This window comes from Bacillus cereus group sp. Sample62 (genome assembly GCF_036851315.1).
In the GTDB taxonomy this organism is placed as follows: domain Bacteria; phylum Bacillota; class Bacilli; order Bacillales; family Bacillaceae_G; genus Bacillus_A; species Bacillus_A wiedmannii.
In genome coordinates this window covers 31,646-47,505 of record NZ_JAFLPK010000002.1, presented here as the reverse complement: position 1 = coordinate 47,505, position 15,860 = coordinate 31,646, and the positions used below count along the sequence as shown (strand labels likewise).

Here is a 15,860-nt window from a genome sequence, read left to right as displayed (position 1 = left end):
AGTAGGAAATTTATTCTGATTTTAGAATCATATAATCCTTATATAAAAATTACGAAGTTGATATTGGAGGAACTAGAATGCTATCTTTACCAAAACAAAGTGTTAAATGCTTTTTGAATGCTGATTTAAATGGACAATTAGAATTAGATACAAAAGAACCACAAGTTGCCGATTTAGACTTTGACCATTTATACATGTTTTCTGTCGAGGGAATTTACTACCCTGTAAATAAAGATAATATACTAGCTTACTTTTATGATAAGGATTTTCAAGAGTACTTAGTAATAAAAAAAGGGTTTTATAGTGATTGTATGTGGAAACAGCTTGATGAAGAATTTTACAAAGTCCAACATGCATGGGATTCAATTAATCCAATATAAGTTAAACTAGTATAGGGAATCATGTGCACAGTTTAGATATTGTAACAGGACTAGATAATTATGAAGAGATGAGCATAAGTTTAGTAGTAGGTTGGTAATTTATTTGGAAATATAATCATATAATCTTTATATAAAAATTAAGGATTGAAAACGGAGGAATTATAATGCTATCTTTACCAGAACAAAGTGTTAAATGCTATTTAAATGCTGATTTAAATGGAGAGTTACAATTAGATACCAAAGAAATACAAGCTGATCTATACATGTTTTCTGTCAAAGGAATTTACTATCCAGTTAATAAAGATAATATACTAGCCTACTTTTATGATGAGTTTTTTAACGAATACCTGGTAATAAAAAAGGGGTTTTATAGTGATTGTAATTGGAAAAATCCTGATGAAAAATTTTGGGAAGTTCAACATGCATGGGATTTAATTAACCCTTTATAAGTTAAACAAGTATAGAACAAGATTTAATGCATTTATAACTATATATGGTTAGTAAGAATGATGGTAGCAGAGAACCTTGAAAAACTTAAATTAAGGAGCTACTGTAATTGAGTTTGAAATCACCATGCGAATGGAAAATATAGGAGGATCTTTTGTTATGAAAATGAGTAATAAAAAATTTATGAAAATCGCTGCAAACCTTGGAATTTCAACGGCTTTATTAACGGGATGCGTAGGAGATCTCGAAGAGAATAATTCACTAGCAATTGACCGAGACACAACTGATAAAGAAGAAACGCAAAAACAATGTACTTCTAATCAAATAAATGAAAATGAGTGTTTTGAAGAGATGCCGACTATAGGACCTGTTAAGCACGAAGACAAACAGAATAATCCAAGTGTAGAGCATGATAATGGTTGGAGTTCCGCCTTAGTTCCGTTTGCTGCAGGGGCAGCTGGCATGATGTTAATTAATTCATTAAATAAGAAAAATCCAGGACAAATTAATAATAATACCAACCATACATATAGACCACCGATGACACAAAGACCTTTACCAGAAGTTCCAAAAGAAAAAGAGAAGGAAAAAGGGAGAGGGACAAGTACTACTACAAGTGGTGGAGGTGCAAATAAGCAAGCAAATAATTCTGCTTCTACAAATAAAATTGAATCAAAAGATAAAGTTAATTTAAACAAAAATGACACGAATAAAAGTAATACATCAACACCGAAAACACCGAAAACAACTAATCCAACTCAAGCATCGAAACCATCGAAACCATCTTCAACAGGTAAGGTTACTAGTGGTTCTAGTGGTATCGGAAATGCAAAAGCTCCAGCTGGATCTTAATTTATAGGAGGAGAAAAAATGTTAGACAATAAAGAGCAACAAGAATATATGAAAAAATGGTTTGCTTTATCTGAGCAAGCTTGTACACGTGGTTTCACTTGGCCAAGCTTATTAGAGAACGATGAATGGTGTCAGTATATGTCTACTGGTATCAAAAAAATCAAAAAAGAGGAATATAATAATATTATAGAAGCAACTGAATTAATAAAAACCATTTTTCAAAAGGTTTATACATATTTACTAGAAAGTCACGAGGGTTTTTTACAATTAAAATTACCTACCGAATTATGGGAAGTGACTAGAACAAATTATGATGTTTTATTTTCATATTTCACTAGGTTTGATTTCATTGTTGCAAACAATGAAATCAAACTAATTGAAATTAATGCAGACACACCCACCGGCTATTTGGAGCCATCTGTAGCTAATCAAGTTTTATGTGATCATCATCAAGTTATAAATCCAAACTGCATAGAAGAGAAGCTAGAAACAACGTGGTATAAAATCATTTCTGATTATGAATTGAATCCTCATGATGTTATACATTTCACTAGTTATGATTGGCATGAAGAAGATTATCAAACAGTAAAATTTATTCAACAATATTGTCCGCAGCCAAGTGATTATGTGGGGATACAGAGTATTATCGTTGCAGACGATGGGTTATATACACCAGATGGTGTAAAAATAGAATATTTGTATCGATTATATCCATTAGAGTACTTATTAGAAGATAAGGACTATAGCGGAAAATCAATTGGCCTTATGTTTTTAGACCATATTGCACAGGGGAGAGTGAAAATTATTAATCCCCCTTCAGCATTCTTAATTCAAAATAAAGGTGTACTAGCTCTTATTTGGCAACTTCACGAGCAAAATAAATGGTTTACAGAACAAGAACATAAAATTATTGAAAAGTACTTCTTACCAACTTATTTCTCAAAGGACAAATTTGAAGAAAATGATATAGATTATGTGAAAAAGGCCACATTTGGACGGGAAGGCGGTGGTGTTTCCATCATTAATGAGGGGAAAGAAGTAGCCGCAGATAAAACGCCTTATTATGAGCAACAACATAAAATCTATCAAAAGTATATAGAAATGCCAGACTGTACTATAGATACCTGGGATGGAGATTATACAGGTAAATTATTAATAGGTTCACATTTAATTGGTGGAGAACCTGCAGGTTTATTTTTAAGAGTGGGTGAGAAGATAACAGGAAATTTATCAATGTTTATTGGGATTACCACTGAATAAAGGTAAGTTAGAGTAATAAATTTATAGAAGTATTTTAGAAAGAATAAGATGGGGCGCTGTATGCAATGAAAGTCGCACGTCCAGTGCTAAGCGGGGGAAAAGATGGAGACAACCTCAAAGTCTTACCTATCGCAACGGATGTGAAAAGAGGTGCTGGATGTGGAATTAGGATTTTGTAATTTCAGAGGGTGCTGGAAGAATGCAACGACAGAAGGGCACATATACGGGCATTCAAAAACTGAGATTAAAGATGGTTTTATTCCTGTAGTTGCTTGTGATGAACATGCAAAAGAAAAAGATTTTTATCGTTATATTGAGAAAAAAGAAAACGCAACAAAATAGTTATATTGATTTACTGACGAAACTAGAATGGATGGTGTGATTGTTGGAAAAGGAAATGAAGAAATTTGTTATTGTAAATAAAGATGTGCGAGAGGTAACACCTGATCTATTTAATGGTGCTTTTAATACCCATAGTAAGCGAATTTATTTTGGTCAAATTCCAACTTCTACAATTGATTTCCTTATTCAAGAACTTTTAAGAATCTCTGAAGGTGTAGAAGCAATTCAAATTGAATTCGACCGAATCAATGATGGATATAATATAGAATTTGAAGTTTATCTGTTAAATGGGCGTTTTGATGAATTAACTTCATCTAACTTTAAGACTAATCGTTCTCCACGAAGTGTCTCAGTATCAGAACGTTACTACTTTGAATTTATCGACAAATTAAAAGGACAAAACTGTCAATGCAATACAATTTGAATTTGGTACAAAATGAAAGGGGAGTAATGAAGATGAATACAGGTAAAATTGTAGATACAAAGATTGTAAACGAGGATAGCGAAAAAAGTTTTCAGATGTCTTTAAACATAGCGATAACTGAAATGCAGGAGAAAGGGTTATATGTAGAGTTGAAATATCAACCAATTGTGAGAGTTAGCGGTACAATAAAACACATGGCTTTAGTAATTGGTCGTAATGAGTATTAGAGTGAGTTTTAATACAATTTGAATTTTGTATATGAGTATATAAAGGTGGTCGATTCTGATGGATATAATCAAATTTTGGGGACTCTTTGCTATTGTGGCTATTCCAGTTTCTGTATTGTTATTGGTAGTTTTGGAATTCATTTCAAAAGATTTCGATAAAAGAGTGAAAAAATAGTTGGATTTGAATTTTGAACTAAAAGGGGATTGAAGATGGACAAGAAAAAACGGATTGAAATTGTGAATGAACTAATTAAATACATTGCAAATAATGATAAAAATACATTCAATGGTAAAGGGTTACTTCACTATAAAGATAGAACAGCCCATTTTGTACTCAATGGTAAATCGTTACGGTTTGTTGATCACTATACAAATGTTTCTATGAATATGACAAGAGTTGATTATAAAACGAAAATACAAAAAAAGTACTTTTCAAGCGGTGGCACAATGTGGGCATTAGTAAAAGATTTTACACACTTCATTTATGGAAATGACAATTCGAACGGATTAAACGGTTATGGAGGATTGTACTGTACGCATTGGGGATGGACAGAAGAAGCGATGAAAAACATGCGTGAGTACGCAAGGGAGATTGGATATTTAAAATCTTTTTAAAGCGATATTTTAAAAGAAAAGGGGAACAAAAATGAAACCTTCATTTGAAATGATAAAGGATGAAAATGGCGGAGTAGCAATGATTTATACAACGAGTGGAGGAAAGAGATCTTCCACTTACTTCCCTGGTCCGCCGGAAGATATAGATCATGTTTGCTTGGATTACATGAAAGGGCGGTTTGGAAACGTTAGAACTGGGAAACAAGTTGATTTTATAAAGCGGAAATATAAAGAAGGCTATCGAACGATATTCGGTGTAATAGATGAATTAAAAGAAGGCGACAAAGTAGTAATGCATACATGTGGAGAAGCGGAACACTATGACGGTAAAGTTTGGACATGCCGGACGGATCAATTCAAAGCGAGTAGTGGCTCGCAAGTGGTGTTTTTAGAAGAATTTAGTGGATACTTCTTAGTTGAATATTTGCAACGTGTGAATTTATAAAAAAACTAAATAAAGCTGGAGATTAAGCTTAAAGTTATGGATATTATAGTGGCAAAAATATTGGTAATGGGAGGGTGATTATGATTGATCCGTATCAGAAGAAACATTAATAGCTATTGATAATTTTACGATTTTTCTATATATAGCAGTAGTTATATATTGTTTCTCTCGGTTATCTCACCGTAAACAATAATAAAATAGTTTCGCATTATTAAGAAGTGAAAGGATTTGATGTTATGGAAATGGAAAAGTTCAATGCAAAAGCATTCTTTATATTTATGGGCATAATTTTATTACTCTGTATCGGTGCTAGGTTTGCTCAGGAATTTAGTGCGGAACAAGAAAAGAATCATGAGATAAGGATGGAACTAACTAGGAGTAACGTGAAAGTTGCAGAGGATATGGTCGCGAAAGAATTAAATACAGATAATAAAAATTTTCGAATGACTGCTGTACCAGGAGATCTGCTGAATCGAAGCTACTGGATAACTAAAGAGTTAGTATCAGAAATAAAAAAAGATGGGGAAGAATACCGAATCTACTTTGAAACAAAAAGAGTCAGAAATAGTGAAGGGGATTTTGTTATGTATAAACCTACAGGTATATATAAAATTCTTAAAGAAGAGTAGATAATACTATTTGGATTTAAAATTCAAATAATATAATATTTGGAGGTAAATGAAAGGTGAATATAGTAAAATGAATCATAGTAATTTAAATAAATCAGGTTATGTTATACTCATATACTTTGTAATGACTCAATTTGTTGGGATTATAGGAGTACAATTGTTAGCAAAGACAGGTTGGTATGATATTAAGGGAAATCAACAGCAAGCAATTCAGCAACTACTTATTCATTGGGAACTAGTAGGGTTTTCACTCATATTAATATTCGTTTTTCTTATATATAAGAAAGAAGCGATGAGTGATTCGAAGTTATCGATTAAATTATCAAGAAACTCATTCGTATGGATTTTAATAGGAATTGTTGCAGTATTTTTAGCGCAGACAATTGGTAGTATTTTAGATAAGAGTATATTTCACTTAACTACACAATCAGTAAATACATCAAGTAATATTGAAGCTGCAGCCTTATCTCCTCTTGCTCTTATATCAATTGTAATTCTTGCTCCGTTAGTTGAGGAACTTGTATTTCGTTACGCGGCCATAAATATATTAAACCGTAAATTTAATAAAATTGGGTGTATATTAATTAGCTCAGTGTTTTTCTCTATCATGCATTTTGATTTTCCTTTTGTATTTGGATATTTTCTAATCGGACTTGTACTTGCGGCAATATATGTACGTACTAATAGGTTACTAGTCTCATTTGTCATTCATGCTACTATGAACTTAATAATTGTTATACTGCAGATTTTTTGATAGAAAATTATGTAGGTAAGGAGAGAGTAACTTGGCGAAAAAGAAGGCGATATTTTTAGATCGTGATAATGTAATTAACGAAGTGCTTACAGATCGTGTTAAATTTGTAAATAAACCAGAAGATATTTACCTGCTACCTGGTGTAGCTGACGCGATTGCTATATTTAATAGAAAGGGATATATGGTCCTAGTAACAACAAATCAAGCAGGTGTCGGATTTGGTTATATGACTCAAGAAGAGCTCTTAGAAATACATAAACATATGCAAGAAAAATTAATTAATGAAAACGTCGATGCCCATATACATGAATTTGTTGCCTGTATACATCGACCAAATGATGGGTGTTCCTGTAGAAAACCAGAGGCTGGTATGCTGCTGCAGTTAGCTCAAAAGTACGATATTGATTTAGCGAGCAGTTATATGATTGGTGACCAAGAAACCGATATATGTGCAGGGAAGAAGGCTGGAACAAGAACAATTCGAATTGCTGATTCTTTGGATGAAACAAAAGCAAATTTAAAATTTCCTTCTTTGCTTAATGTAGCGCTTGAAAACATTTTTTAATATTTTGTCTGAAGGTAAAATTTTAAAAAGTGGTGAGTAGTAACAATAAAGAGGTTTAATTCCACTGTTCGAAAAATAAATTACTGCATTAAAATAAGAAATTTAGATATAAAAATAGGTATAAGGAAGTGTTTTGCAATGAGTGAATTTCAATCAGGAAAAAGAGAAGGGTATATTTATGGTTATATATTTCTTTCAGGAAATAAAGGGTTGGTTTTAGATGAAGGTTCAAATGAGTATCTAATAGAATCAGCAGAATTACTAATTAATGGAGAATTTGTTTTAATGGAAAATTTAACATTAGATTTATTGAGAAGAAAAAATCTATACGGTTCTAAAGCAAGGATTAAGGAAAGCTTTATTTCATAGCTTGTAAAGTACTATATTATTTTTAAATTTTTTTATTTGTAAACTAGTGGAGGCAATTATGAATTTTTATAGATTAAAATTAGATGTGAAATTAGACGATAATAAGGTAACGGAGCCGAAATTTTACAAAATAGTAGATAAGTTCTTTAATAAATTAGCTAACCTAAAGGGTGTGAAATCTCCAGAAAAAAAACTTTCGTTCAACATAAATGAAAGGAAGTTAATGATAGATATTTCGGTAGTGATTGAAGAAAAAATATTTTTTAAGATTCATAATAACTCAACTAGATTAAGAGGGATTTTAAAATATATTTCTAAGTTTATACAATACAATGATTGTGAAAAAATAGGAACTTTATACATAAGTACAAAAGATTTAACAACAGAATTATATGCTTACGAGGAATGTATTTATTTATCAACTATTTTGCAGGAAGACGATCGACAAACCCAGGAAGTTATTAAATTAGATGGCGGTATGGTATCTTTTGTCATAGATGAAAAAATAATTGAAATTCCAGTGGATACAAATGTGGTGCTTGCACATATGACATGTAAATAGAAAAAGAGTAGGATAACCCTTATATAGAACGATAAGAAGCGCCAACAGGTTAACGATATGTATAATTCTAGGGACGAGATTGAAAGTAGCATGGAGTTAGTTCTCATTTTAATTGTGGGAGCTTTTTCTATTAGGGGTCACCATACATGCCCATCAACTTAAGAATTTTCACTACCCCCAAGTGACAAAAAACGTTATTCTTTCTAAAAAGCTAGCTAGAAAGGGTGACATTTTTTATGAATCTTTCGATTCAAGATGAATTACAACTATTTTCTGAAGAACTGTATCGTCATTTAACCCCTTCTCTTTTGGAAGAACTCGCAAAAGAATTAGGTTTTGTAAAAAGAAAACGAAAGTTTTCTGGAAATGAATTAGCTACCATATGTATTTGGGTAAGTCAACGTACAGCGAGTGACTCGCTTGTTCGACTATGCAGTCAATTACATGCGGCCACAGGCACTCTTATGAGTCCAGAAGGACTCAATAAACGCTTTGATAAAAAAGCGGTTGAATTTTTGAAATATATTTTTTCGGCATTATGGAAAAGTAAAATCTGTGAAACATCGGCCATTTCAAGCGCGGCGCTCACGTATTTTCAACGAATTCGTATTTTAGATGCGACGATTTTCCAAGTACCAAAACATTTAGCCCATGTATATCCTGGATCAGGTGGTTGTGCACAAACAGCGGGTATCAAGATTCAATTAGAATATGACTTACATAGCGGACAGTTTCTAAACTTTCAGATAGGTCCAGGAAAAAATAATGATAAGACCTTTGGAACAGAATGCTTAGACACATTACGTCCAAGCGATTTATGTATCCGTGATTTAGGTTATTTTTCATTAGAAGACTTAGATCAAATGGATCAACGAGGTGCTTATTATATATCCAGATTAAAATTAAACCATACCGTGTATGTAAAAAATCCGTTTCCAGAATACTTTCGAAACGGAACCGTAAAAAAGCAATCACAGTATATCCAAGTTGATTTAGAACATATTATGAACAATTTAAAACCCGGTCAAACATACGAAATAAAAGAAGCTTACATTGGAAAGAATCAAAAACTATTCACACGTGTAATTATCTATCGTTTAACAGACAAACAGATACAGGAACGTAGAAAAAAACAAAGTTACACTGAAAGTAAAAAGGGTATTACATTTTCAGAAAAGAGTAAACGATTAACGGGTATCAACATATATGTCTCAAATACGCCTGAAGGAGTTGTTCCGATGGAACAAATACATGACTTTTACTCCCTTCGCTGGCAAATAGAAATTATTTTTAAAACGTGGAAATCCTTATTTCAAATTCATCATTGGCAAACTATCAAAAAAGAGCGATTAGAATGTCATGTGTATGGAAGACTTATTGCCATCTTTATCTGTTCTTCTACGATGTTTAAGATGCGTAAACTTCTTTTGCAAAAGAACAAAAGAGAATTAAGTGAATATAAAGCCATTGGGATGATTCAAGATCATGTATCGCTGTTATATCAAGCGATACAGAGAAACACCCAAAATCTAACAAAGATTTTAATCCGTTTGTTCGACCTCCTACAGAAGAATGGACGGAAATCTCATCGATATGAGAAGAAAACTATCTTTGATATTATGGGTGTTGTCTATGAGTATAATGGGTTTGGAAAACAAAAGAAAGCTGCATAATTTTTAAAATGAAACTCGTTAGAGTTTATTTGGTGTGTGTACTTTTCAATACCAAAAGTACATTACGTGTTTTTTAGTTTGTTTGAACGAAAGTTCATTTTGTTTTCGTTCTTAAGTTGATGGGCATGTGGCGGTACCCCTTATTGTGCTTGGCAGCGGATTGATTGGTGATAGAGTACCTCCCCTTTTAGCTAGTAGAATTAATAAAGGAATTGAATTTTATCACAGGCAGGCTGAAGTTACCTCCCCACCTATATTCATTTTTTCTGGTGGACAAGGGGCGGATGAGTTAGTATCTGAAGCACATGCAATGCAAGCCTATGCGGTAGAAAAAGGCATACCCATCGAACATACAAGAAAAGAAGACCAATCTGTAAATACATATCAAAATATGCTATTTTCAAAAAGGATTATGGATTCATTAAAAGGAGCAACATATAACAGTATTTTCACAACAAATAACTTCCATCTTTTCCGTGCTGGTCTCTTTGCAAAACAATCAGGGCTTAACAGCCAAGGCATTGGCTCAAAAACAGCTTTCTATTACTGGCCAAATGCGATGATTCGCGAATATATTGCTGTTGTTGTCATGTATCACAAGCGTCATAGTATTATAATTGGGGCTATTGTCGGATTAACTTTACTCTTAGCAACCTTTACTTATTATGTTTTATAGCAACTACTCAAAAAAGCGCAAGATGCAAATTCTTGCGCTTTTTTCTTTTTCTTCAAAACTAATAAAATAAAAATATTTACATCTGTAAAAGTAAGTAATAATAAATGAAAATTTACTAAGTATAAGTTAATATTAATAAATGATATGAGACTTTTCATACATTTATCAACTTTATTAAAGAGGGGAACTTAATGGCAAAAAATATATCAGATATTGCAAAATTAGCTGGTGTCGCAAAAAGTACCGTTTCTCGTTATTTGAATGGTGGATCTGTCAGTGAGAAAACAAAACAAAAAATAGAAGTAATTATTGAAAAAACAAATTTTTCTCCTAATACATTTGCACGTAGTTTAAAAGCAAAAACAACTAATTTGATTGGAGTTATCGTTCCTCGGTTAGATTCTTTTGCTACAACAAAAACTCTTATTGGAATCGACAATTCACTACGCGAACATGGTTATCAAATGTTAGTTGCAAATGCAAACCAAAGTTACGAAATAGAGATAGAAGCAATAGAAAACTTTGTAAAGCAAAAAGTAGCTGGAATTATTTTATTAACAACAAAATTAACAGAACAGCATAATAAAGTTTTGGATAAATTACAAATTCCCGTTCTATTTGTTGGCCAGCAATATGAAGGACAGTACTGTTTGATTCACAATGATTTTGAAGCATCATTTGAATTAGGAGCCTATATTTTATCACAAGGACATTTTCATATTGCTTATGTAGGCGTAACGGAAGAAGATGTTTCAGTTGGACTAAAGAGAAGACAAGGTTTTCAAAAAGCAGTTCAAATGTTTGCTCCATCAAGTAACGTCACTTACTATAAAACTACTTTTCATGTGAAAGATGCTATGAAACAAGTATCAGAAATTTTAAGCGGTAATCGTCCGACTGTTATTGTTTGTGCAACAGATAATATTGCAATTGGGGCAATTAAGGTAATTCATGAAAAACAGCTATCTGTACCAGTAGATATATCAGTTACTGGCTTTGGTGGATATGATATTTCTGAGATGATTCATCCTAGTTTAACAACTGTTTCTTTTGATTATCATTACACTGGAACTATTGCAGCAACTTCTATAATACAATTAGTGGAGAACAAGGAAATACCTAAAGTAATCACTTCAAAATATGAATTAAAAATTCGAGAAAGTATTGACAAAGTGTAAAAGCGCTTTATAATTCTCTATAGAACCGGTTCCAGTTATGCGAAGTAAAAACTAAGACAGGCTTTCTTTATTTATATTAAATACCTGTCTTCTATTTTAAACATTAAAGGAACCGGTTCCAAAATATTTAAGGAGGCTTTTTTGATGGATATGAAGGTTATTGCTAATAGTGTTTTACAGCATATTGGCGGAAAAGAAAATATTGTAAGTGCAACTCACTGTGCAACACGTCTCCGACTCGTTTTAAAGGACGATTCAAAAGTAATGCAAACGGAAATTGAAAATATAGAAGGGGTGAAAGGGGCATTCTCTACGGGTGAGCAATATCAAATTATTTTTGGAACTGGACTTGTGAACAAGGTATATGAGCCATTTGCAAATCTTATTGGCACATCCCAAATTGATTCGGAAGCACATACAACAGCCGTAAAGAAAAAAATGAATCCAATTGCTCGAATAGCAAAAGTTTTATCTAATATATTTGTACCTATTATCCCAGCAATTGTTGCAAGCGGTTTATTAATGGGTCTACTAGGAATTTTGAAAGCGTTTAAATTGGTACCGGCTAACCATGCTCTAATTCAATTATTTGATATATTTTCAAGTTCTACCTTCATAATTTTGCCAATCCTGCTTGGTGTGAGTGCAGCAAAAGAATTTGGGAGTAATATTTTTTTAGGAGCTGTAATTGGTGGAATCCTAACTCATCCTGCATTAACGAATCCTTGGACACTTGTAGATACCAAGCCAACAGTTTTACATTTTCTTGGTATGAATATTGATATGATTGGTTACCAAGGAACTGTTCTTCCAGTTTTATTATGTGTATACGTTATGAGTGTCATAGAGAAGCAATTACGAAAACATGTACCAAATTCTTTAGATTTATTAATTACTCCTTTTCTTACAGTTATGATTACAGGTTTTCTATCTCTAATCATTATTGGTCCTGCTGGTTATAAGATAGGTGATGGAATTACTTACATTTTAAATACTGTATATGAAGTTGCAGGACCAATTGCTGGTTTTATATTCGGTGGTTTATATTCTACTATTGTATTAACAGGATTACATCATAGTTTCCACGCAATCGAAGCCGGATTACTTGCAAATAAAGAAATTGGTGTGAACTTTTTACTCCCGATATGGTCGATGGCCAATGTTGCACAAGGTGGAGCAGCTCTAGCTGTTTACTTTAAAACAAAGAATGACAAAACAAAGAAAATTGCAATTCCATCTGCTTTATCAGCATTTTTAGGTGTTACAGAGCCGGCAATTTTTGGTGTGAATTTAAAATTAGGAAAACCATTTATTGCGGCGGGAATTGGTGGAGCTATTGGCGGAGCGTATGTTGTCTTTATGAATGTTGCAGCAAATGCTTACGGTTTAACAGGAATTCCAATGCTTACAATTGTAGCTCCATTAGGGATGATGAATGCAGTTCATTATATGATTGGTTTTGTAATTTCAGTCATTACAGCTTTTGTAGCAACAACTATTTTATATAAAGAAAAGAATTAATATCTAGAGGTGAATACCTGATGAGTAAATATAGAACAATACAGGATGCAAAAGAGGGTGAATTGAAATCACTAGAGAAAGTTGCAAACCAAGACTCTTGGAAGCCAATTTATCACATTCATCCACCCTACGGATTAATGAATGATCCAAACGGTATATCTTACTATAACAATGAGTATCATGTATTCTATCAATGGTATCCTTTTGCTCCGATCCATGGAATGAAACATTGGGGACATGTGAAATCAAAAAATCTCATTTACTGGGAGCGTATGCCTGTGGCTATTACGCCAACGGAAAGTTATGAATCACATGGTGCTTATTCTGGTGGGGCTTTTGTAAAAGATGATGTACTTCACTTATTTTATACTGGAAATGTAAAAAATGGTGATGGATCAAGTGATTCGAATCAATGCCTGGCTCTTATGAATAACAAATATGAAACCGAAAAAACAGCACATAATCCAATTATTCAAAGCGTTCCAACTGGATATACTAGGCATGTTCGCGATCCTAAAATTTGGGAGGATAATGGTCGCTATTATATGCTTCTTGGGGCACAACGGAGCAATAAAACAGGAACACTTCTCATTTATCACTCAAAAAATCTGCTTAGTTGGGAACTATATGGAGAACTACAAACTAATTTGAAAGAATTCGGTTTTATGTGGGAGTGTCCCGATTATTTCCGGTTAGACGGAAAAGATATTTTAGTTTTTTCCCCACAAGGGATTAAAGCTACAGAGGATAGCTATCAAAATATTTATAATGTGATTTATGCAGTTGGTACGCTAGACTTAGAAAATTTATATTTTCATATTGAGTCCTATTTTGAATTAGATAAAGGATTTGATTTTTACGCACCACAAACATTACAAGATTCCCATGGACGACGCATTATGCTTGCTTGGGCAGGATCCAGTGAAATAATATATCCTTCAGATGATTTCATGTGGGCACATTGCTTAACCATTCCGCGTGAGCTAACTCTTGAAGGAAATGTATTAAAACAACAACCTGTTTCTGAATTAAAGGAATTACGTACATCTTCAAAATCAATAACAGGTTTTGTAGAGAATGAAAAATGCATATTATTAGATTTTCCTAAAGAGAACTCTTACGAACTAGAAGTACAACTACAGGTGGAAAAGGCCAATGTATTCGGTATTTCATTATTCCATCATGATGAAGAATCATTTCCTATTACTTTTCATCGTGAAAAAGGCATTGTTTCTATTGATCGGGAAAGTCTTCAACATCGTTTTGGTGAAGACTACGGTTATAAGCGTTGTAAGCAAATTGAAATACAAGACACGATGAATATGCGGATTTTTGTCGATCAAAGTATTGTTGAAATTTTCTTATGTGATGGAGACACTGTCTTTACATCACGTGTGTTTCCTAGTAAAGATTTAGAACATGGTATTTTACTTTTCACAGATGAAAAGATGGAATTTCAGATCACATACTATACACTTGGGAGAGGTTTAGAATGAAGAAAGTATTTTGCATCGGGGAAGTGCTAATTGATTTTATTTGTTGCAACAACGCACCTTTAAATGAAGGTAAATATTTTGAAAAAAAAGCGGGCGGTGCTCCAGCAAATGTTGCGGTATCGATTACAAAATTAGGTGGTAAATCCTCTTTTATGGGACAAGTTGGTGATGATCCTTTTGGCAGATTTCTTGAAAAAACATTACAAGAAAATAATGTTGATACCTCTATGCTTATAAAAGAAGATCAAACAACTTTAGCATTCGTTTCCATCGACCAACACGGTGAACGTGATTTTACATTCATGCGTGGTGCTGATGTAAAATATCAGTTCCAGCAAATTGATTTTTCTAAGATGAAAACGAATGATATTATTCATTTTGGATCTGCAACAGCTTTATTACCTGGTAACTTAAAAGAAACATATTTTAAGTTATTTCAATACGCTAAAGAACAAAACCATTTCATTTCATTTGATCCAAACTATCGTGATACACTTATTACAGATAAAGAGCAATTTTCTAAGGATTGTTTATATTTCATTGCACAAGCTGATTTCGTAAAAGTAAGTGAAGAAGAAGCAATAATGCTTTCAAAAAAAACAAATATTAATAAAGCTGCACAATTTTTACTTGCAGCAGGCGCAAAGGTTGTTGCCATTACTCTTGGCAAACAAGGGACACTTCTTGCAACACATGAAGGGGAAGAAATTATTCCCTCTGTTCACGTAGAGCAAGTAGATTCAACAGGTGCAGGTGATGCTTTTGTAGGTGCTATGCTCTATCGATATGCGCAAGAAGAAAATATATTCGATGTAAGCCCCGAAAAAATTCGCATATTTGTTGAATTTGCAAACAAAGCAGGGGCAATTACGTGTATGAACTATGGAGCTATCCCATCGTTACCTACGCTTGGAGATATAATTAAAGATTAGTACTGTTATAACTTTAAAAGCAGAGCATTGGTGGATTTGAATTAAACTATTTTATTCATTTAAAGTTTTAGTAAACTTAAGTGAATAGAACTTAACAAATTTTAAAGAGCCTTAGCACAATAGTATGTAGCAAGGCTCTTTTATTTTAATAGCAACAGTAAATAATTAATTTACAGCTGAAGTCCCCCCATTATAATACCATGAAGTGAATTTTTTAAAGTTAGTGGATACTTAATTTTTCAAAAGAGAAAGAGGTTTAATCTTAAATAAATAAAGAACACCTTTTGAAATAAAATTACCAGTTATATACACTATAGAATCAATGATCCATAAAATATATACACATAATAAATAGTACATCGTCCCAGTTTTTTGTTTTCTCATTTATAAACCATCACCAACTGATATATTAGAATCCCTCTACACCAACAATCTAGGGTGATTATGGTTGATGGAAAATATATTGTTGTTTGACCAGGGGTATTGCTTAATCAAGAATTAGTGATTCCACAA

Annotated in this window: 19 protein-coding genes and 1 pseudogene; all 20 read left to right on the top strand. The window is 32.8% G+C overall.

Annotated features, from left to right (window positions below):
* Window positions 1–77 precede the first annotated feature (77 nt).
* Window positions 78–380 (top strand): hypothetical protein, encoded by a 303-nt coding sequence (locus J0835_RS27300; RefSeq protein ID WP_000950103.1) that lies wholly within the window; start codon window positions 78–80, stop codon window positions 378–380.
* A 164-nt stretch (window positions 381–544) separates the two neighbouring features.
* The gene (locus J0835_RS27295) at window positions 545–829 is read left to right on the top strand and encodes a hypothetical protein (RefSeq protein WP_000950099.1); all 285 of its coding nucleotides are present in this window, start codon (window positions 545–547) and stop codon (window positions 827–829) included.
* A gap of 157 nt (window positions 830–986) precedes the next feature.
* Window positions 987–1,679, top strand: a complete 693-nt coding sequence (locus J0835_RS27290) for a hypothetical protein (protein WP_000784092.1) — start codon at window positions 987–989, stop codon at window positions 1,677–1,679.
* Between the two features lie 18 nt (window positions 1,680–1,697).
* Window positions 1,698–2,939: a glutathionylspermidine synthase family protein gene (locus tag J0835_RS27285; protein WP_000886508.1), complete on the top strand. Its 1,242-nt coding sequence runs from the start codon at window positions 1,698–1,700 to the stop codon at window positions 2,937–2,939.
* Between the two features lie 159 nt (window positions 2,940–3,098).
* Window positions 3,099–3,281 (top strand): hypothetical protein, encoded by a 183-nt coding sequence (locus J0835_RS27280; protein ID WP_000418777.1) that lies wholly within the window; start codon window positions 3,099–3,101, stop codon window positions 3,279–3,281.
* Window positions 3,282–3,324: 43 nt separating this feature from the next.
* Window positions 3,325–3,705, top strand: coding sequence for a hypothetical protein (locus J0835_RS27275; RefSeq protein WP_000410093.1), 381 nt, complete (start codon window positions 3,325–3,327; stop codon window positions 3,703–3,705).
* Window positions 3,706–3,737: 32 nt separating this feature from the next.
* Window positions 3,738–3,932 carry a hypothetical protein gene (locus J0835_RS27270; RefSeq protein ID WP_001091677.1) on the top strand — a complete coding sequence of 65 codons (195 nt, stop codon included), beginning with the start codon at window positions 3,738–3,740 and terminating at the stop codon, window positions 3,930–3,932.
* 210 nt (window positions 3,933–4,142) lie between these two features.
* Window positions 4,143–4,547, top strand: coding sequence for a hypothetical protein (locus J0835_RS27265; protein ID WP_000358491.1), 405 nt, complete (start codon window positions 4,143–4,145; stop codon window positions 4,545–4,547).
* A gap of 31 nt (window positions 4,548–4,578) precedes the next feature.
* The gene (locus tag J0835_RS27260; RefSeq protein ID WP_000804598.1) at window positions 4,579–4,992 is read left to right on the top strand and encodes a hypothetical protein; all 414 of its coding nucleotides are present in this window, start codon (window positions 4,579–4,581) and stop codon (window positions 4,990–4,992) included.
* Window positions 4,993–5,228: 236 nt separating this feature from the next.
* Window positions 5,229–5,621 carry a hypothetical protein gene (locus J0835_RS27255; RefSeq protein ID WP_000425109.1) on the top strand — a complete coding sequence of 131 codons (393 nt, stop codon included), beginning with the start codon at window positions 5,229–5,231 and terminating at the stop codon, window positions 5,619–5,621.
* A 49-nt stretch (window positions 5,622–5,670) separates the two neighbouring features.
* Window positions 5,671–6,375, top strand: a complete 705-nt coding sequence (locus J0835_RS27250) for a CPBP family intramembrane glutamic endopeptidase (RefSeq protein ID WP_000675656.1) — start codon at window positions 5,671–5,673, stop codon at window positions 6,373–6,375.
* Window positions 6,376–6,406: 31 nt separating this feature from the next.
* Window positions 6,407–6,940 (top strand): D-glycero-alpha-D-manno-heptose-1,7-bisphosphate 7-phosphatase, encoded by a 534-nt coding sequence (locus J0835_RS27245; protein WP_001074764.1) that lies wholly within the window; start codon window positions 6,407–6,409, stop codon window positions 6,938–6,940.
* A 138-nt stretch (window positions 6,941–7,078) separates the two neighbouring features.
* Complete coding sequence (locus J0835_RS27240) at window positions 7,079–7,309, top strand: hypothetical protein (RefSeq protein WP_001288774.1); 231 nt, start codon at window positions 7,079–7,081, stop codon at window positions 7,307–7,309.
* 58 nt (window positions 7,310–7,367) lie between these two features.
* On the top strand, window positions 7,368–7,871 hold the full coding sequence (locus J0835_RS27235) for a hypothetical protein (protein ID WP_212982212.1): 504 nt from the start codon (window positions 7,368–7,370) through the stop codon (window positions 7,869–7,871).
* A 236-nt stretch (window positions 7,872–8,107) separates the two neighbouring features.
* The gene (locus J0835_RS27230) at window positions 8,108–9,544 is read left to right on the top strand and encodes an IS4 family transposase (RefSeq protein WP_001053964.1); all 1,437 of its coding nucleotides are present in this window, start codon (window positions 8,108–8,110) and stop codon (window positions 9,542–9,544) included.
* A gap of 139 nt (window positions 9,545–9,683) precedes the next feature.
* Window positions 9,684–10,220, top strand: a pseudogene (locus J0835_RS27225) (YdcF family protein); the annotation flags it as partial.
* Window positions 10,221–10,411: 191 nt separating this feature from the next.
* Window positions 10,412–11,398 (top strand): LacI family DNA-binding transcriptional regulator, encoded by a 987-nt coding sequence (locus J0835_RS27220; protein WP_001107203.1) that lies wholly within the window; start codon window positions 10,412–10,414, stop codon window positions 11,396–11,398.
* 144 nt (window positions 11,399–11,542) lie between these two features.
* Window positions 11,543–12,919 carry a sucrose-specific PTS transporter subunit IIBC gene (locus tag J0835_RS27215; protein WP_000367356.1) on the top strand — a complete coding sequence of 459 codons (1,377 nt, stop codon included), beginning with the start codon at window positions 11,543–11,545 and terminating at the stop codon, window positions 12,917–12,919.
* Window positions 12,920–12,939: 20 nt separating this feature from the next.
* Window positions 12,940–14,415, top strand: coding sequence for a glycoside hydrolase family 32 protein (locus J0835_RS27210; protein ID WP_000049871.1), 1,476 nt, complete (start codon window positions 12,940–12,942; stop codon window positions 14,413–14,415).
* Complete coding sequence (locus tag J0835_RS27205; RefSeq protein ID WP_000755110.1) at window positions 14,412–15,347, top strand: carbohydrate kinase family protein; 936 nt, start codon at window positions 14,412–14,414, stop codon at window positions 15,345–15,347. Before J0835_RS27210 ends, J0835_RS27205 begins: the two co-directional genes overlap by 4 nt.
* Window positions 15,348–15,860 lie beyond the last annotated feature (513 nt).